Source organism: Microbacterium sp. CJ77 (assembly GCF_002911615.1).
In the GTDB taxonomy this organism is placed as follows: Bacteria; Actinomycetota; Actinomycetes; order Actinomycetales; family Microbacteriaceae; genus Microbacterium.
Genome location: NZ_PQBR01000006.1, coordinates 527,786 through 545,245, shown reverse-complemented (window position 1 = coordinate 545,245; position 17,460 = coordinate 527,786). Strand labels below are relative to the sequence as shown.

General features: G+C 69.9%; 16 protein-coding genes. 2 read left to right on the top strand and 14 right to left on the bottom strand.

All coding sequences use genetic code 11. From position 1 onward, the window contains the following. Window positions 1-7 precede the first annotated feature (7 nt). From wecB to nhaA, 13 genes are all read right to left on the bottom strand, one after another. The gene (wecB, locus tag C2868_RS03350; protein WP_100811478.1) at window positions 8-1,312 is read right to left on the bottom strand and encodes a non-hydrolyzing UDP-N-acetylglucosamine 2-epimerase; all 1,305 of its coding nucleotides are present in this window, start codon (window positions 1,310-1,312) and stop codon (window positions 8-10) included. A 40-nt stretch (window positions 1,313-1,352) separates the two neighbouring features. Beyond that, window positions 1,353-2,795 (bottom strand): NAD(P)/FAD-dependent oxidoreductase, encoded by a 1,443-nt coding sequence (locus C2868_RS03345; RefSeq protein ID WP_374935754.1) that lies wholly within the window; start codon window positions 2,793-2,795, stop codon window positions 1,353-1,355. A gap of 40 nt (window positions 2,796-2,835) precedes the next feature. Beyond that, window positions 2,836-4,077: a S8 family serine peptidase gene (locus tag C2868_RS03340; RefSeq protein WP_100811672.1), complete on the bottom strand. Its 1,242-nt coding sequence runs from the start codon at window positions 4,075-4,077 to the stop codon at window positions 2,836-2,838. Between the two features lie 38 nt (window positions 4,078-4,115). Next, window positions 4,116-4,655, bottom strand: a complete 540-nt coding sequence (locus C2868_RS03335; protein ID WP_100811671.1) for a DUF501 domain-containing protein — start codon at window positions 4,653-4,655, stop codon at window positions 4,116-4,118. A gap of 43 nt (window positions 4,656-4,698) precedes the next feature. Beyond that, window positions 4,699-5,274, bottom strand: coding sequence for a septum formation initiator family protein (locus C2868_RS03330; protein ID WP_232711259.1), 576 nt, complete (start codon window positions 5,272-5,274; stop codon window positions 4,699-4,701). A gap of 33 nt (window positions 5,275-5,307) precedes the next feature. Continuing rightward, complete coding sequence (gene eno / locus C2868_RS03325; protein ID WP_100811480.1) at window positions 5,308-6,588, bottom strand: phosphopyruvate hydratase; 1,281 nt, start codon at window positions 6,586-6,588, stop codon at window positions 5,308-5,310. Between the two features lie 104 nt (window positions 6,589-6,692). Further along, window positions 6,693-7,403 (bottom strand): O-methyltransferase, encoded by a 711-nt coding sequence (locus C2868_RS03320; RefSeq protein WP_100811481.1) that lies wholly within the window; start codon window positions 7,401-7,403, stop codon window positions 6,693-6,695. Between the two features lie 40 nt (window positions 7,404-7,443). After that, a complete protein-coding gene (locus C2868_RS03315; protein WP_103662950.1) occupies window positions 7,444-7,611 on the bottom strand; it encodes a MetS family NSS transporter small subunit in 168 nt (55 codons plus the stop codon). After that, window positions 7,608-9,257 carry a sodium-dependent transporter gene (locus C2868_RS03310; protein WP_100811482.1) on the bottom strand — a complete coding sequence of 550 codons (1,650 nt, stop codon included), beginning with the start codon at window positions 9,255-9,257 and terminating at the stop codon, window positions 7,608-7,610. Before C2868_RS03310 ends, C2868_RS03315 begins: the two co-directional genes overlap by 4 nt. Window positions 9,258-9,343: 86 nt before the next feature. Further along, complete coding sequence (locus tag C2868_RS03305) at window positions 9,344-10,162, bottom strand: SGNH/GDSL hydrolase family protein (RefSeq protein WP_100811483.1); 819 nt, start codon at window positions 10,160-10,162, stop codon at window positions 9,344-9,346. A 93-nt stretch (window positions 10,163-10,255) separates the two neighbouring features. Further along, a complete protein-coding gene (hisS, locus tag C2868_RS03300; protein ID WP_219811459.1) occupies window positions 10,256-11,521 on the bottom strand; it encodes a histidine--tRNA ligase in 1,266 nt (421 codons plus the stop codon). A gap of 59 nt (window positions 11,522-11,580) precedes the next feature. Continuing rightward, complete coding sequence (locus C2868_RS03295; RefSeq protein ID WP_232711274.1) at window positions 11,581-12,177, bottom strand: MazG family protein; 597 nt, start codon at window positions 12,175-12,177, stop codon at window positions 11,581-11,583. 153 nt (window positions 12,178-12,330) lie between these two features. Next, complete coding sequence (gene nhaA / locus C2868_RS03290) at window positions 12,331-13,533, bottom strand: Na+/H+ antiporter NhaA (RefSeq protein WP_100811486.1); 1,203 nt, start codon at window positions 13,531-13,533, stop codon at window positions 12,331-12,333. Between the two features lie 212 nt (window positions 13,534-13,745). Between nhaA and C2868_RS03285 the strand changes: the two genes are divergently transcribed. Then, window positions 13,746-16,421, top strand: a complete 2,676-nt coding sequence (locus C2868_RS03285) for a phosphoenolpyruvate carboxylase (protein WP_100811487.1) — start codon at window positions 13,746-13,748, stop codon at window positions 16,419-16,421. 122 nt (window positions 16,422-16,543) lie between these two features. Continuing rightward, window positions 16,544-16,774 carry a hypothetical protein gene (locus tag C2868_RS03280; protein WP_100811488.1) on the top strand — a complete coding sequence of 77 codons (231 nt, stop codon included), beginning with the start codon at window positions 16,544-16,546 and terminating at the stop codon, window positions 16,772-16,774. A gap of 17 nt (window positions 16,775-16,791) precedes the next feature. Here the strand turns inward: C2868_RS03280 and C2868_RS03275 are convergent, their stop codons facing one another. After that, on the bottom strand, window positions 16,792-17,391 hold the full coding sequence (locus C2868_RS03275) for a gamma carbonic anhydrase family protein (protein WP_100811489.1): 600 nt from the start codon (window positions 17,389-17,391) through the stop codon (window positions 16,792-16,794). Window positions 17,392-17,460 lie beyond the last annotated feature (69 nt).

Sequence of the window (17,460 nt, the reverse complement as noted above, 5' to 3'; positions counted from 1 at the left end):
ACCCCGATCACCACGAATCGCCCCACGGATGCACGAGGCCCAGCTCGATCGGATCCTCGCTGCCCGCGGCGCGCAGAACCGAGAGCCGATCGAATCCGGGCGGGCCGAAAGGCTGCGGCGGGCGGGTGTTGAAGATCACGTGCTCGAGCCCGCGAACGATGCGTTCGGCGGCATGCCCATCGCCATAGGGGTTGCGTCGGGTCGTCGCGAGGGCATAGGCCCTCTCGTCATCGAGCAGACGGGATGCCGCGGCGACGATCCGCGCCGTGTCGGTGCCGACCAGCTGCACGGTGCCCGCCTCGACGCCCTCGTGCCGCTCGGTCGTCTCGCGCACGCAGATGACGGGTGTACCGAGGGAGGGCGCCTCTTCTTGGATACCCCCGGAGTCCGTGATCGCGATCGTCGAGCGCTTGAGCAGCTTCGCGAACTGCTCGTAGCCCATCGGTCCCACGAGCGAGACGTTCTCTTCGTTCGACAAGCGCGCCACCATGACGGCGGCGACGTCCGGATTCGGATGCAGCGCGACCACGAAGCGGACGTCCCGGTGCGTCATCGCGAGTATCCCGACGGCATCGGCGACGCGCTCGAGCGGCGCACCCCAGTTCTCGCGCCGGTGCGCGGTGACGGCGACGACCCTCGGTCCGTCGGGATCCTCGATGTCCGCCAGCTGCGGATAGTCGTAGGGCACGTCGAGGCTCGCCGCGATGTGGAGAGCGTCGATCGCGGTGTTGCCCGTCACGAAGATGCGGGACCCGGCGATGTGCTCGCGGATCAGATTCTCTTTGTTGCGTTCCGTCGGCGCCAGGTGCCATGCGGCGATCCGGCTGATCAGCTGGCGGTTGAGCTCCTCGGGGAACGGCGACAGGGTGTCGTTCGTCCGCAGACCCGCCTCGACGTGCACGACCGGCAGGTGCAGATGAAAAGACGCGAGAGCCGATGCTGCGGCGCTGGTCGTGTCGCCGTGGACGAAGGCCGCGGCCGGATAGCCGGTCGCATAGGGCGCCTCTGCGGGCGGCAGAGGCGGTCCGAAGCGGTCGTGGAGGAACGCCTCGAGCCGCACGAGCACCGCTGCGAACAGCGTGTTCAGGGTGCGGGGCGCCGGCGGCAGATCGAACGTGACGTCCGGAGTGATCCCTCCGATCGCGAGGACGTGCGCGACCAGTTCGGCATGCTGGCCCGTCGAGACGACGATCGGCTCGAACCGGGTACTGTCGCGCACCGCCACGATGAGCGGCAGCATCTTGATCGCCTCGGGCCGGGTGCCGACGACGAAGACGGCGTGCAGCTTGTCGTGGGGCGTGGTCTCTTCCATGCGCTCACGTTATCGACTCGCGCGCCCGCGAGTCGGGAGGTCAGCGCGAAGCCGCCGCCTTCTCGACGGGAGCGGACTTCGCACCCTTTGCGGCCCCGGCAGGCTTGTCCACGGCGGGTGCCGGGACATCCGTCCTCGGTGCTGCCTGTGCCGGTCGCGGACGCGCCGCGAACTCCTCGAAAACGTAACGCGGCGTCTGCACCGTCTCGAGATTCACGAGGTCGCGGCCCAGCCAGAAGTTGTTCCACCAGCCGCCGAAGACGCGCAACTTGCGCTCCCACGAGGGGATCGCGAGCATGTGGTACCCGCGGTGCGCGAGCCACGCGATGAAGCCCTTGAGCGCGATCTTGTTCGACTGGAACACGCCGTTGTAGAGACCGAGACCCGCGACTGCACCCAGGTTGTGGTGGATGTAATCCTGCGGAAGCTCGCCCCGCAGCACGGCGGTGAGGTTCTTGGCCAGCAGCTTCGCCTGGCGGACGGCGTGCTGCGCGTTGGGCACGCAGTACCCGCCGACGCCATTGCCCGTCAGGTCGGGCACGGCAGATACGTCGCCTGCCGACCAGGCGCCCTCGACGATGTCGTCGTCGGTGCCCACGCGCAGGTCGGGACGGGTGCGGATGCGTCCGCGCTCTTCGACCGGCAGGTCGCCACCACGAACGACCTCGGGGTTCGCCATGACACCGGCGGTCCAGATGATGATGTCGCTCGGGATGACCTCACCCGTCGACAGTTCGACGTTTCCATCGACCGCGCCGGTGACCTGGGTGTCGAGGTGCACGTACGCACCGCGCTTGGCCAGGTCCGCCAGGACCCACTCGCTCGATTTCAGCGAGACCTCGGGCATGATGCGACCCATCGCCTCGATGAGGTGGAAGTGGGTCTCGTCGAAGCTGAGCTCGGGGTAGTTCTTCAGCAGCGCCGAGGCGAACGAGCGCAGCTCGGCGAACACCTCGATACCGGCGAACCCGCCACCGACCACGACCACCGTGAGCAGGCGCTCGCGCTCGGGACCGGCGGGCAGCAGCACCGCCTTGTCGAAGTTCGACATCAGGCGGTCGCGGATGGCGACCGCCTCTTCGATCGTCTTCAGACCGATCGCGTTGTCGGCGATGCCCGGGATCGGGAAGGTGCGCGACACAGCACCGGCGGTGACGACGATCTGGTCGTACGTCTCCTGCCACGGGTCACCCACGGAGGGCGTGATCGTGGCGGTCTTGTTCGCGTGGTCGATGCCCGTCACCTTCGCCGTGACGACCTTCGTGCGCTTCAGATGGCGACGGAGGGACACCACGGAGTGCCGCGCCTCGATCGATCCGGCCGCGACCTCGGGAAGGAACGGCTGGTAGGTCATATACGAAAGCGGGTCGACGATCGTGACCTCGGCCTCGCCCTTGCGGAGGTGCTTCTCGAGTTTCCAGGCGGTGTAGAAACCGGCATATCCGCCGCCGACGACGAGGACCTTGGGCACGGTCTTAGTCACGGGCGCGATGTTAGTCACGTGAAGGGAACTCCTTGACAGTTCAACTGCTCGGCGTGCGTGAATCGCGCGCCGTTCTGACTCGCCGGGCAGCTGCAGTGACGCCGAGCGCCACCAGGATACCAGCCAGCGTGATCGCGGCGAGCGGCAGAGTGCCGTAGATGAGGCTTTCCTGCGACGGTAGCAGGGGCGACCGGGCCGGGGTCGCCTGATCCGCGGGCGGCAGCGCCTCGACCTCGACCGGCGCAACGGTCTGATCCGGAACGGGGCCGGAGTCCGCGCGACGGTACACCCGGATCCACTCCGAGAGGCTGCCCATCGGGTTCTCGGTGACCGTCGCGACGCTCGCCGAGACCGCACCGGCCGCGTCGACGATCCCGGCCCCGTAGAGCAGCGGATCGGTTCCGGCCGCCGGGCGGGCAGTCTTGATCAGGCGATTGATGACGTTCGCGACGTCGAGTTCCGGATGCGCCGACCGCACCAGCGCCGCGATGCCCGCGACGATCGGCGCCGCGCCGCTCGTTCCGCTCCACTGCACGATCCGTCCGTCCGCGGAGACGCCCAGCAGGTTCTCGCTCGGCGCGGACACCCCGATCGTGTACCCCTGGGTCGACGCCTGCACGCTCGCGTTGCCCTGCGGGTCGACGCCGCCGACGGTCAGGACCCCGGGGATCGTCGCGGGGGCGCCGACACGCGTCGTCCCGCTGCCGCGGTTTCCGGCAGCCACGACGACCACGACGTCGTGGTCGAACGCGTACTCGAAGGCGCTGTCCCAGAGCGGATCCCAGGCCAGCGTGTTCGTCGTGAAGGACAGGTTGATGACGGTGGCGCCGTGGTCCACCGACCAGCGGATGGCGGTGGCCACCTGCTCCACGAACGGAACGGTCGCGGATGAGCCGAAGCCGAGCGACACCGAGAGTAACTCCGCCTCCGGCGCCACCCCGACCATGCCGGTGCCGTTCGCCGTACCGCGTGCGGCGGCGAGCGACGCGACCCACGAGCCGTGATTGGAGTCGACGACCCCGACGGGGGTACGGCCATCCGAGCTGCCGAGACCCGAGACATCCGTTCCCCCGGTGACCGCGCCCTGGAACTCCGGCGGGCCCGAACCGATACCGGTGTCGATGATCGCGATCGTCTGTCCCGCTCCGCGGGTGGTCTGCCACGCGGCGCGCACGCCCAGCGAATCGAGCCAGTACTCGGCGGCGCGTACGGGATCGGCCGCGTCGTCGGGAAACGCAGAGGCCGCGGCGGCGGGCGCGACGGCGATCGGCGTCGCGGCCATCACCGTCGCGAGCAGCAGTGCGAGGGCACGCCAGCGCTTCACGACGTGGGCTCCGACGCCGAATCCGACCGGGAACCCGGCGTCTCGCACTCGCACACGTCGGGCGACCACCTCGACCGGGTGAGGGCGCGGTCGCCGATGGGGTTGACGCCCGGTCCGGCGGCGAGCGCGTGTCCGGCGAGGGCGTGCAGGCACTTGACACGGACCGGCATGCCCCCGGCCGAGATGCCCGCGATCTCGTCGACCTCGCCGTAGGCGGCGCGATCGGCGAGGTACGCCGCGTGAGCGCGCGCGTATTCGTCGGAGATGTCGTCGTCGACGAGCAGGTCCTGGAGCTCGGCCATGACGTGCGTCGCCTCCAGCTCGCTCATCGCGGCCGTGGCGGCGGGATGCGTGAGGTAGTAGAACGTCGGGAACGGACTTCCATCGGGCAGCCGCGGGGACGTCGCCACCACGGTCGGATTCCCGCAGACACACCGCGCGGCGATGCCGAGCACACCGCGGGCGGGACGACCCAGCTGCGCGCCGACGACCGCGAGTTCGGCCTCGGTGGGCGCGGCGAAAGGCGGAGTCGTCACCTGACCAGGGTAATCGCCAGAGACCGTGCGGACCGCGCGTGCGTCACGGAGCGGGCGCATCGGTGGACGGCTCGGGGTCTGGCACGCCGATCGTCGGCTCGGTCACCGTCTGGGCGAGTCCGGCCGTGGTCACCGACGCCAGCAGCTGGGTCATCCAGTCGGTCGGGGTCTCGATGACGTCGGCGCTGACGGGCTTCGCGTCCGTCGGCTGGAGTTCCGCGGGAAGGTCGTTGACGACCAGGTAGACGACCTCCCCGGGCCGCATGTAGTAGAGCCGCTCGCGCGCCTGCGTCGTGATGTAGGCGGGGTCGCCCCACCGTTCCTGCTGCTGGCTCAGCCGCTCGACCTCTTCTTGCCCCGCGACGACGGATGCCTCGAGCGCGGCGATCGTCTGGCGCTGCTGCACGAAGTTGCCGAAGGTCGGCACCAGAACGAATGCGGCGAGCACCACGAGGCTCATCATCACGACCATGAACCCCGAGAGCCGCACCCCGCCGAGCCACCCGCGCACATCGACGCGGCGCACGCTGCGTTCGCGATCGGTGGCGCGCGAAGCCTTCGGGCGCCGGGCGGCGGCCGGGCGGGAAGCGGAAGAGGGGGGAGCCGGTCGTTTCGCCACGGCTCCCCCCTCCTTCATTCCTGCTTCGGTGCGTTACCCCTGGTAGCGGGGGAAGGCCGAGCGACCCGCGAATACCGCGGCGTCGCCGAGCTCTTCTTCGATACGCAGAAGCTGATTGTATTTCGCGACGCGCTCGCTGCGGGCGGGCGCGCCGCTCTTGATCTGACCCGAGCCGGTCGCCACGGCGAGGTCGGCGATCGTGGTGTCCTCGGTCTCACCCGAACGGTGCGAGAACATCGTCGTGTAGCCCGCGCGGTGCGCCATGTCGACGGCGTCCAGCGTCTCGGACAGGGTGCCGATCTGGTTCACCTTGACCAGCAGCGAGTTCGCGACGCCACGCTTGATGCCGTCCGCCAGGCGGGTCGGGTTGGTCACGAACAGGTCGTCGCCGACGAGCTGGATCTTCGATCCGAGCTTCTCGGTGAGGTGCTTCCAGGCATCCCAGTCGTCCTCCGCGAGAGCGTCCTCGATCGTGATGATCGGGTACGCGTCGGCGAGCTCGACGTAGTAGTCGGTGAGCTGCTCTGCGGTCCAGTTCTTGCCCTCGAAGACGTACGCGCCATCCTTGAAGAACTCCGTCGCGGCGACGTCCATGCCGAGCGCGATCTCCGTTCCGGGCTTGAACCCGGCCTTCTCGATCGCCGTGATGAGGAAGTCCAGGCCCTCGCGGTTGCTGGGCAGGTCGGGGGCGAACCCGCCCTCGTCGCCGAGGCCCGTGGCGTAGCCGGCCTTCAGCAGCTCGCCCTTGAGGACGTGGTAGGTCTCGGTGCCCCAGCGGAGCGCCTCGGCGAAGGTCTCGGCGCCGATCGGGGCGAGGAAGAACTCCTGCATGTCGATGCCGTTGTCGGCGTGCGATCCGCCGTTGATGACGTTGAAGAGCGGAACGGGCAGGACGTGCGCGTTCGGGCCGCCGAGGTAGCGGAAGAGGGGCAGGTCGGCCGAGTCGGCCGCGGCCTTGGCCACCGCGAGGCTGACGCCGAGGATGGCGTTCGCGCCGACACGGCTCTTGTTCTCGGTGCCGTCGGTCTCGATCAGGATCTCGTCGACGATGCGCTGCTCGCTCGCCTCGATGCCCTCGAGGGCGGGGCCGAGCTCGTCGATGACGGCGTCGACCGCCTTGAGGACGCCCTTGCCGCCGTAGCGGCTCTTGTCGCCGTCGCGCAGTTCGTACGCCTCGAACGCTCCCGTGGATGCGCCGGAGGGAACAGCGGCCCGCTGAACGATTCCGTCGTCGAGCAGCACCTCCACTTCGACTGTCGGGTTGCCTCGCGAATCGAGGATCTCGCGGGCGCCTACTGCCTCGATGAGTGCCACGTGTTTGACTCCTTGCTCGTGCACTGCGGGTGGTTTGGGAGCGTCGTCGGTCCTCGGTCAGTCTAGCGAGGCGGTCGCGGTCGTCCAGGCTGCGCGGGCGCCGTTCACCGGGCGTTAGGCGTCGGCGCGTCCGTGACGAGCGCGACGGCGAACCCGTCCCAGCCCTTGAGCCCGACCGTCTGGAGCGCCGTCGCGTCGAACCGGGCATCCGCGCCGAGCATCTCGAGGGCCGCGCGCGTGCCGGCGACCTGCGGGTTGGTCGTGTGCGGGTCGACGATCTCGCCCTCGCGTCCGATGTTGTCGAGCACGATCACGGTGCCCGGACGCCCGAGCTTCGCCGCCCAGTCGAGGTAGGTCGTATTCGATTCCTTGTCTGCGTCGATGAAGACGAGGTCGAACGGCTCCGTGCCCACGAGCGTCGGCAGCACGTCGGCCGCGCGCCCCACTCGGATGTCGACCCGCTCCCCCACTCCGGCGGCGTCGAGGTTGGCGCGGGCCACGGCCGCGTTGTGCGCCTCGGCCTCTATCGTGACGACGCATCCGCCCGTTCCCGCGCGAACCGGCTCATCGAGCGCCCGCGCCAGCCAGATCGTGGAGTACCCCCCGAGCGTCCCGATCTCGAGCACGCGCCGAGCGCCCGCGATGCGCGCCAGCAGGTGCAGCAGCTTTCCGGCCACGGGCGCGACCTCGATCGCGGGAAGACCCTCCGCCGTCTGCGCGGCAATCGCCGACTCGAGCGCCGTGTCATGGCCGACGAGCGTGTCTACGAGGTACTCGTCGGTGCGACGCCAGTTCGCGGGATTCGATTCCGTCATCGCGTCGAGCCCACCGTCCTGTGTCGCATGATGTCTCGCGTCATGTGTCGTGCTCGATGATGCCGGCGGACTCCCGGTCGTCGTCGACGGCTCCCGGCGGGTACTCGGGGAGTTCGGGCCGGTGTCGCAGGAAAAGGATGCTCGTCACCATCCCTCCCCACACGATCACGATCGAGAGGGCGAGGAACACGACCGCCAACGGGTTCATGACCGTGCTCCCGTCGCGCCAGGCGCCTCCGCGCCGACCACGGCAGCCGTCGGCGTCGACGCGAATCTCGCGGGCGGATAGTCCGGCCACGCGGTGAAGTCGTCCGGCGAGGGCTTCCAGCGCAGGACCGACAGCACCACGGCGCCCACGACGAGCACGAGGACGGTGCCCCAGCCGAACACGAGCAGATACCAGGGCGGCAGACCCCCGTACCCCTCGGTGACGAGCACGACGATTCGCGAGACGAGCATGTAGCCGAGCACGACCGGGGCGAGCACGCTCACCAGGAAGATCCAGACGCGACCGACCCGGAAGGTGGACAGGGCGTCGAGGTGGTAGCGCAGCTCGGGTCCCTTCCGCGCGATCCAGAGCACCAGAACGGTCGTCAGGATGGCGGATGCCACGATGCCGATGTTGTTCGCCCACTGGTCGACGACGTCGAGGGCGAGCAGCCCTGTCGTGGTCGAGAAGATCAGCATCGACAGGATGGCCGAGACGATGCCGATGGTCAGCGCGGCCCGGCGGGTCGAGAGCCCGAACTTCTCCTGCACGGCCGCGGAAACGACCTGCAGGACCGACACCAGCGAGGTGAAGCCGGCGAGGGTCAGCGACCCGAAGAACAGACAGCCGAAGAGCGGTCCGCCCGGCATCTGCGACACGATCGCCGGGAACGTGACGAACGACAGGCCCACCCCGGTGAGCCCCTCGAGCTCGTCGATCGTCACGCCCTGGCTGAAGGCGAAGAATCCGAGCGTCGCGAACACCCCGATGCCCGCGAGGATCTCGAACGACGAGTTCGAGAACGCCACCACCAGGCCGGGCGCCGTGAGGTTGGAGCGCCGCTTGCGATACGACGCGTAGGTGATCATGATGCCGAACGCGATCGACAACGAGAAGAAGATCTGGCTGTACGCCGCGATCCAGACGTTGGGGTCGGCGAGCGCCGCCCAGTCCGGGGTGAAGAGGGCGCCCAGTCCCTCGGCCGCGCCGTCGAGGAAGAGCGCGCGCACGACCAGGATGAGGAACGCGATGACCAGGATGGGAAGCGCGATCACGTTCACGCGCTGCAGACCCTTCGCGACTCCGGCGGCGAGCACGACGATGGCGAGGACCCAGACGATCGCGAGCGGGATGAGCACGCCGGGCACGAACTCGAGGCTGAAGCCGGGGTCGCCGGCCTGGAGATACTCCCCCGTCAGGAATGCGGCCGGGTCGTCGCCCCACCGCAGGTCGAACGAGAAGACGAAGAAGCTCAGCGACCACGCGATGACGACCGTGTAGTACAGACCGATCACGAAGGCGATAGTGACCTGGAACCATCCGAGCGATTCCATCCAGCGCCCGGACCGTCCCCCGAGGCGCCGAAAGGCGGTCGGCGCGGCACCGCGGAAACGGTGGCCGATCGCGTAGTCCAGGAACAGGATCGGGATTCCCGCGGTCAGCAGCGCGATGAGGTACGGGATCAGGAACGCGCCGCCCCCATTCTCATACGCCACACCCGGGAACCGCCAGATGTTGCCGAGCCCGACGGCGGAACCGATCGCCGACAGGATGAACCCGACCTGGCCCGTCCACTGCTCGCGCGGCCTGCTGTCCGGAGACTGCGTCGAGGCATCCGTCTGCTGGTCTTTCGCGATCCGCGCCATGCTGCTCCCGCGTCGTGAGTGTCGATGTTCCGGCATTCGTGGTGAGCACGCTATCAGCCGGGTCGACGCGACCGCGAGGGCTTGCGTCACACGGCGTCGAGCACCTCGGCCCGGACCCGCACCGCCTCGATCACGACCGGCAGAAGTGCCTCGGCGGTACGCCGATACCCGAGCGCGCTCGGGTGGAAACGGTCGACGCCGAACATCTCGTCCGGCTGCTGGAAGAACACGGCGCCCACCGCGCGCCGGAGCGAAACCGCGGTCGCACCGGACCTCTCGGCGACCGCGGCCTGCGCGGCGGCGAGCTGCCGGGACATCTGCGATCCGAGCGTCCGCAAGGGCTGAGGCACGGGGCGGAGCGCCCCGAGATCGGGACACGTGCCCACGACGACCGGTATGCCGCGCTCGTGCAGGCGCACGATCGCCGCCCGCAGGTGCCCGGCGGAGACCGCCACCGGGATGCGGTGGGTGACATCGTTGCCCCCCACCACGATGACGGCGACATCGGCGACATACCGCGCGGGCAGGCCGTCGATCTGTTCCGCGAGCGCCGACGATTCGGACCCGACGATCGCGGCTGTGCGCAGCCGCACGGGGCGGCCCAGGCGCACCGCCATGCCCTTGGCGAGACGGGCGCCCAGCGTGTCCTTGCGCCGATCGGCTCCGAGTCCCGCCGCGATCGAATCACCGAGCACGAGCAGCTCGACCGGCCGACCCGGCAACTGCTTGCGCCACACCCGGTCCGAACGCGGGGCGAGCTCACCCAGGGGCTTGCCGATCCTTCGCCGCGCCACGGCCGCCTGACGGGTGAGAAGCACCCGTGCGCCGATCGCGAACCCGCCGGTGACGGCCGCCACGACCGCCAGTGTCGCGCCGATCATCAGCGCGATGCGTGTGCGGCTCATACCCGCGATTGCACCCCGGCGAGGTGAACACCGTCTGTCGCGGCGGCGAAGCCTGCGTGCGCGAACCGGGCTCCGGGAGCCGGGCGCGCCGGATCAGGTGAGCGGCTTCAGCTCGAGCGAGGCGCGTGTGGTACCCGCGCCGACGCTCGCGAAAGCCGTGTAACCGTCGGACACCGCGCGCTCGAGTGTCGGCTTCAGGTTCTTCGTGCGCCGTTCGAGTCGAACACGTGCGCCCTCGGCGACGAACGCCGCCTTGAGCGCGAGCAGTTCGGCGACGGGGACGTCCGAGTCGTGCACCAGGACGACCGCGGTGGCCGCGGCATCCTCTCCCGCCTCGACCAGGTCGACGATGCGCTCGAACCCGATCGAGAACCCCACCGCCGGAACGTCGGTGCCGAGGAACCGCCCGATCATCCCGTCGTAGCGCCCGCCGCCACCGAGCGAATACCCGACCGAGGGGTGCGCGAGTTCGAAGATCGTGCCCGTGTAGTACCCCATCCCCCGCACGAGGAAAGGGTCGAAGACGAGGGGGATCCCGGATGCGTCCGATGCGGGTCGAGCCGCTGCCACCGCATCGCCGAGGCCGACGAGGTGCGCCACGACCTCGTCCGGGACGCCCTCCGGGAGCGCCCTGCGGATCTGCCGCTCCCCGTAGGGGGTGAACTCCCGCGTCTGCGGGCGGCGCAGGAACGCCTCGAACGCATCCACCGCGGCCGCGGTCGCGCCACGCTCGCGGAGCTCGGCCACGACGCCGTCGGGTCCGACCTTGTCGAGCTTGTCGATCGTGATCAGCACCCCGGGGCGCTCTGTGTCCGCGAAACCGAATGCCGCGAGCATCGCGTCGAGCGCGCGCCGGTCGTTGATGCGCACGGTCCCACCCGCGAGCCCCAGCGCATCGAGTGTGTCGAGGGTCGCGGCGATCAGCTCGGCCTCGGCGCGGGGCGTCGCATCGCCCAGAACGTCGATGTCGCACTGCACGAACTGGCGGTAGCGGCCCTTCTGCGGGCGCTCGGCGCGCCAGACCGGCGCGATCTGCACGGCGCGGAAGACGGTCGGGAGCTCGGCGCGGTGGGACGCGTAGAAGCGGGCGAGCGGCACCGTGAGGTCGTAGCGCAGGCCGAGGTCGGCGAGTGCGGCCGGGTCGTCCGCCGCGGCCCGGATTCCGTCGGCGTCGAGGCCGCGGCGCAGGATGCTGAACGAGAGCTTCTCGTTGTCGCCACCGATTCCGGCGTGCAGGCGTTCGTAGTCCTCGACGACGGGGGTCTCGATCTCGTCGAAACCGTGCGCGCGGTAGCGGTCGCGGATGACGGCGAGCACGCGCTCGCGACGGGCCTTCTCGGCGGGGAGGAAGTCGCGCATGCCGCGCGGCGGGTTCACGGATGCCACGTCCCTATCCTTTCATCCCGCCGAAGAGCACCTCAGTCGGCCTCGGCCGCGCGAATGTCGGAGTCGAGGGTCCGCAGGCGCTCCCGCAGCGCCCGCTCAGCGTCCCATCCCCGGGCCCGGGCCTGTGCCACGAGAACGAGGAGTGAGTCGCCGAGCTCGGCCTCGGAGTCCGGGACCGTCACGGTGGGCGCCGGTGCCGGCACGAGCCCAGACGCCTTGCCGAGCAGCTTCTGCGCCAGCGCGAGCGACGGCATCCCCGGGGCCACGCCATCGAGCACGCTCCGCCGCTCGCTCTTCTCGGCCGCCTTCGCCGCATTCCAGAGCACGAGCACCTGCTCGGGGGTCTCGGCGACGTCGTCGCCGAAGACGTGCGGATGCCTGCGCACCATCTTGTCCGTCAACCCGTCCGCGACATCCGCGATGTCGAAGGGGTCCTCTGCGTCGCGCGCGGCGATCTCGGCGTGGAACAGCACCTGCCAGAGCAGGTCACCGAGCTCTTCGCGCAGCTCGTCGCGCGACCCGGCCTCGACGGCGTCGACCAGTTCGGCGCTCTCTTCGATCAGGTACGGGACGAGGTCGCGGTGTGTGATCTGCTGCGTCCAGACACAACGATCACGAACCAGCCGCATCGTCTCGGCCGCCGTGGCCAGGGCCTCGGCGCGGCGCACGCTCAGCTCTCCGGCGCGCCGCGCGGTCAGCTCTCCGGCGTGCTGCGCCGCGCTGGCTTCCTCTCGCTCCTGCATCGCACCATCCTGCCCCACGGGGCGGCGGGACGGGTGCGCTCAGGCGAGCTGACCGCCCGTCGGCGTGGACGTGGGCGGAACGTCGATCTCGTCGGGCTCGAGGTGCGCGACACGACGGAAGTGCCGGGCGCGCAGCGACACGAGCACCGCGGCCACGACGAGCGAGACGCCCGACCCCGCCAGCACGCCGAGGGTGGCCTCGTCGCGGACGAGCGGATCGCCCGCGAACGCCAGCTCGGACAGCAGCAGCGAGACGGTGAACCCGATTCCGCCCAGCGACCCGGCCGCGAGCAGATCGGCGAAGGACAGGTGCGGCGTCGATCCGCGATGAGCGATGCGGAGCGAAATCCAGCTGAACAGCGAGATGCCGATGATCTTTCCGACCGGAAGCGCGACCAGGATGCCCCAGAATGCGGGCGAGAGTTGCGTCGGCGACACCATCGGGATGACGACGAGCGCGGCCGAGAAGGCGAACAGCGGCAGCACGATGCCGTTGACCCACGGTTCGAGGGCGTGCCGCGTCCGCAGCGCGGGGGTCTGCGCGAAGGCCAGGCCGAGCGCGACGCCCGCGATCGTCGCGTGCACGCCCGACAGGTAGACCAGGACCCACGTCGCGATGCCGAGCAGCACCAGGATCACGGCGATCGGCACGCGCGCCGAGGTGTCGAGGCGACGGCTGAGCACGCCGAAGATCACCACGGCGACCACCGCGATCGCGAGCAACCCGACGTTGACGTCCTTCGTGAACAGGACCGCGATGAAGAGGATGCCGACGATGTCATCGAGGATCGCGAGGGCGAGCAGGAAGATCCGGATGCCCGAGGGCAGACCCTTGCCGAAGACCGCCAGCACACCGAGCGCGAAGGCGATGTCGGTCGCGGTCGGGATGGGCCATCCGTGCGACACATCCGAACCCGCGGTGAACACGAGGTAGATGGCGATCGGAACGAGCACACCGCCCGCCGCGGCGATCGCGGGCTGCAGCGCCTTCTTCGCCGAGTTGAGCTCGCCCGCCGTCAGCTCGAACTGCAGTTCGATCGCGACGACGAAGAAGAAGATCGCCAGCAGACCGTCCTGGATCCAGTGCCCGACGGACATCTCGAACACGCCCGGGATGCCGAGGTACGTCTCCTTGATCGTTTCAGCCCCCGCACCGAGCGGCGAGTTGGCGACGATCAGCGCCGCGACGGCGGCTGCCAGCAGGATGATGGCGGGGAAACGTGCAGAACGAAGGAGGCCCACGGGGTCCTTTCGGTTGGGTCCATGCGGTTTCACCCGCGACGGTCGGTGGGCGCGCTCGCACCACCGCCGACCAGACTTCCCGGCACACCAATGGCCCAGTCTACCGCTCGACCCTGGGCACGTTCAGGGTCGATCAGAGGCGGACCCGTCCGGGGCCGCATGCGCCGTCGGTCGTGACGAACCGGTAACACTCCCGCACTACCCTGAAAACCATGCCCGATCCCACACCCACCGAAGCGATCGATCTCGTCGGCCGCTTCGACGCCGGTCAGGAGCTGCCCCAGTCGATGCGCGCGGACGTGCGGATGCTGGGCGCCCTGCTCGGTCAGGTGCTTCGCGAGAGCGGCGCGCCCGGCCTGTACGACGATGTCGAGCGGTTGCGCACCGCGACGATCCAGGCCTACACCGACCCGAGTTCGGAGGCCTTCGAGCGGGCCGAGGCGATCGTCGAATCGTTCACGGTCGAGCGTGCCGATGAGGTCGCACGTGCCTTCACCTGCTATTTCCACCTGGTCAACCTGGCCGAGGAGCACCAGCGCGTGCGCGTCCTGCGCGAGCGCGACGGCCGCCCCGAGAAAGAGAACGCGACCGACTCCATCGCCGCCGCGTTCATGCGCCTCTCCGAGGAGGTGGGCGACGAGACCGCCCTCGAGCGACTTCAGGGGCTGCGGTTCCACCCCGTTTTCACGGCACACCCCACCGAGGCCCGCCGCCGCGCGATCTCATCGACCGTGCGCCGCATCGCCGCGCTGCTCGAGACGCTCGACTCGTCGCTGAGCGGAGGTGCCGATGAGCGGCGCGCGCGCCGACGCATCCTCGAAGAGATCGACACGCTCTGGCGGACGGCGCCGCTCCGCGCCGAGAAGCCCTCGCCGACCGACGAGGTCCGCGCGATCATGGCCGTTTTCGACGAGACGCTCTACACCGCCGTGCCGCACGTGTACCGCCGCGTCGACGACGCACTGCAGGGACTCGAGGCCGGCCGCCGCGCACCGATCGTGCGCCCCTTCGTGCGGATCGGCTCGTGGGTCGGTGGCGATCGCGACGGCAACCCGTTCGTCACCGCCAAGGTCACGCGCAAGGCCGCCGCGATCGCGTCGGAGCACGTGCTGCTCGGTCTCGAGCGCACTGCGTCGCGCGTCGGCAGATCGCTGACCCTCGACGCCGGGACGACTCCCCCGAGCCCCGCACTCGTCGGCCTGTGGAATCGGCTGCGCGCGGCCGACGAGGACGCGGCGGCGGAGATCGCCAAGCGCTCCCCCAACGAGCCGCACCGACGCATCCTGTTGCTGCTCGCCCGCCGGATCGCGGCGACCCGCACCCGTGACGCCGACCTCGCCTTCCGCGACCCCGACGAGTTGCTCGCCGACCTGCGCGTCGTGCAGGAGTCGCTGGTCGCCGCCTCGGCCGAACGACACGCCTACGGAGGCCTGCAGCAGCTGATCTGGCAGGTCGAGACGTACGGGTTCCATCTGGCCGAACTCGAGGTGCGTCAGCACTCGCAGGTGCATCGCAGGGCGCTCGAAGAGCTCGAGGGCGGGGGCGAACTGAGCGAGACCACCGAAGAGGTTCTCGAGGTCTTCCGTGCCGTCGCCTTCGTGCAGGACCGTTTCGGTCCCCGCGCCGCCGGGCGCTACATCGTCTCGTTCACGCAGTCCGCCGAGGACCTGGCGAACGTGCGGCGCCTCGCCCGGTACGCCGCGGGACCGGATGCGTCCGGCCCGGTGCTGGACGTCATCCCCCTGTTCGAGACCTTCGCCGATCTGCAGGCGGCACCCCGGATCCTGGCGGAGATCGTCACGCATCCCGAGTTCGCCGCCCGCCTCGACGAGACGGGTCGCCGCCTGGAGGTCATGCTCGGGTACTCCGACTCTTCGAAGGACGTCGGTCCCGTCGCCGCCAACCTCGCCCTGTACGAGGCGCAGGCCGCGATCGCCGCCTGGGCCCTCGAGGAGGGCATCGAGCTGACCCTGTTCCACGGTCGCGGCGGCGCCCTCGGGCGCGGTGGCGGGCCCGCGAACAGCGCGATCCTGGCGCAGCCGCCGCACTCGGTCGAGGGTCGGTTCAAGCTCACCGAGCAGGGCGAGGTCATCTTCGCCCGCTACGGCGACCCGGCGATCGCGATGCGACACATCGATCAGGTCGCGGCGGCGACCCTGCTGGCCTCGTCCCCGTCCATCGAGCGGCGCAACGAGGCGGCGGCCTCGCGGTACGCCGACATCGCGGCGACGATGGATGCAGCATCCCGCGAACGCTTCTTCTCGCTCGTGCGCGCCCCCGGCTTCGCGCCGTGGTTCGCCACCGTCACGCCGCTCGAAGAGGTCGGCCTGCTCGCGCTGGGCTCGCGTCCGGCACGCCGCGGACTCTCGGTCGAGTCGCTCGAGGACCTCCGCGCCATCCCGTGGGTGTTCGCGTGGACGCAGGCCCGCATCAACCTGGCCGGATGGTTCGGCCTCGGCACGGCGCTCGACGCCGTCGGCGACGAGGCCCTCCTGCGCGAGGCGTACGACGAGTGGCCGCTGCTGCGCACCATGATCGACAACGTCGCGATGAGTCTCGCCAAGGCCGACCCGCGTATCGCGCGCCGGTATCTGAAGCTCGGCGACCGCGATGAGCTGGCCGAACTCGTGCTGGACGAGATGGAGTCGACGCGCGCCTGGGTCATCCGCATCACGGGCGGCGGCGAACTCCTCGCCAACAAGCCCGTGCTGCAGCGAGCGGTCAAGATGCGCAGTCCCTACGTCGACGCGCTGTCGCTGCTGCAGTTGCGGGCCCTGCGTGCCCTGCGTGCCTCCGCCGTGGCGGGCGCGACGCCCGATCCCGAGCAGCAGCGGCTGCTTCTGCTGTCGGTCAGCGGCGTGGCGGCGGGCCTGCAGAACACGGGCTGATCCCCCGAACGGTCGCGACTCGCCGTGCCGGTGCGCTCGCGCGCGGCGAGTCGCGACCGTTCGTGCGGGTCTGATCGAGTGGCGGTCGGACGGATGTCGGAGGTCCGGCCTAACGTGTGGACATGATCAAGACACGAGAAGACGTCAGCGACCTCGCCGCCGAGATCTGCCCCGTCTGCGACGACACACGCGTCGCGACGGTGGAGCTCAGGTGGTTCGTCCTCGAGCTCGACCGTGACGAAGAGCTGCGCGGTGAAGAAACCCGTGGCGGCAAGAGCAGTGGCGATGAGCTGTACGAGGATGAACCCGCCCTCGAGTTCCGCTGCCTGTCCTGCGGTGCCGACTGGGCCTGAGGAACGCGGATCCGGCGTCAGTCGACGCGGCGGTCCTGCCGGTGTCGTGAGAGGCCGCGGCCGTAACGCTCGGTGAGCTGCACCATCAGATCGGGCGTCTCGCGGTCGAGACCGAAGACGTAGCCCGGAAAGTCGAGCTCTTTCTGCGCCGCCCAGATCTCGTCGTGCCGGTCGGGTGAATACAGACCGAACGGATGCCCCACCGCGATCCACGCGATCGGAACCACGGTCTCGGGTGGGAGCGTCGTACGCAGGTGCACGATCGCCCCGATGCGCACCTCGCAACGGTCGCCGATGCGCGCACCATTGAACACGCGCGTGCCCGTCGCGAGGAACACCTCCGAGCCGATGACGGCCCCGCTGACGGTCGCGCCGGGGCCGATCAGCGTGTGGTCGCCGATGTGCACGGCATCGGCAGCGGTGGCCCGGATGACGGCGTTCTCCATCACGATGACGCAGGCCGCGAGCGTGATCGGGCCGCCCTCGGCGGTGATCACGGCGCCGTGCAGTACCTGGCAGTCGGGGCCGATCTCGACATCACCCGAGATGACCGCCGTCTCGGCGATGACGGCGGAGGGATCTATGCGGGGCCGCGCCCCGAGGTGCTCGAACTGCATGGGCACAACCTACTCCGCCCGCCTCCTGCGGTCCCGCGGTTCCCGCCGTCTGCCCCGGTCATGCCAGCA

What these genes read in the sequence shown, in the direction of transcription:
- C2868_RS03320 (WP_100811481.1), bottom strand. Translation starts at nt 7,403, where the DNA reads ATGACGGAATCGAATCCCGCGAACTGGCGTCGCACCGACGAGTACCTC.
- C2868_RS03310 (WP_100811482.1), bottom strand. Translation starts at nt 9,257, where the DNA reads ATGGCGCGGATCGCGAAAGACCAGCAGACGGATGCCTCGACGCAGTCT.
- C2868_RS03280 (WP_100811488.1), top strand. Translation starts at nt 16,544, where the DNA reads ATGATCAAGACACGAGAAGACGTCAGCGACCTCGCCGCCGAGATCTGC.
- C2868_RS03315 (WP_103662950.1), bottom strand. Translation starts at nt 7,611, where the DNA reads ATGAACCCGTTGGCGGTCGTGTTCCTCGCCCTCTCGATCGTGATCGTG.
- C2868_RS03275 (WP_100811489.1), bottom strand. Translation starts at nt 17,391, where the DNA reads ATGCAGTTCGAGCACCTCGGGGCGCGGCCCCGCATAGATCCCTCCGCC.
- C2868_RS03340 (WP_100811672.1), bottom strand. Translation starts at nt 4,077, where the DNA reads ATGGCCGCGACGCCGATCGCCGTCGCGCCCGCCGCCGCGGCCTCTGCG.
- C2868_RS03285 (WP_100811487.1), top strand. Translation starts at nt 13,746, where the DNA reads ATGCCCGATCCCACACCCACCGAAGCGATCGATCTCGTCGGCCGCTTC.
- C2868_RS03295 (WP_232711274.1), bottom strand. Translation starts at nt 12,177, where the DNA reads ATGCGGCTGGTTCGTGATCGTTGTGTCTGGACGCAGCAGATCACACAC.
- hisS (WP_219811459.1), bottom strand. Translation starts at nt 11,521, where the DNA reads ATGCGCGACTTCCTCCCCGCCGAGAAGGCCCGTCGCGAGCGCGTGCTC.
- C2868_RS03305 (WP_100811483.1), bottom strand. Translation starts at nt 10,162, where the DNA reads ATGAGCCGCACACGCATCGCGCTGATGATCGGCGCGACACTGGCGGTC.
- wecB (WP_100811478.1), bottom strand. Translation starts at nt 1,312, where the DNA reads ATGGAAGAGACCACGCCCCACGACAAGCTGCACGCCGTCTTCGTCGTC.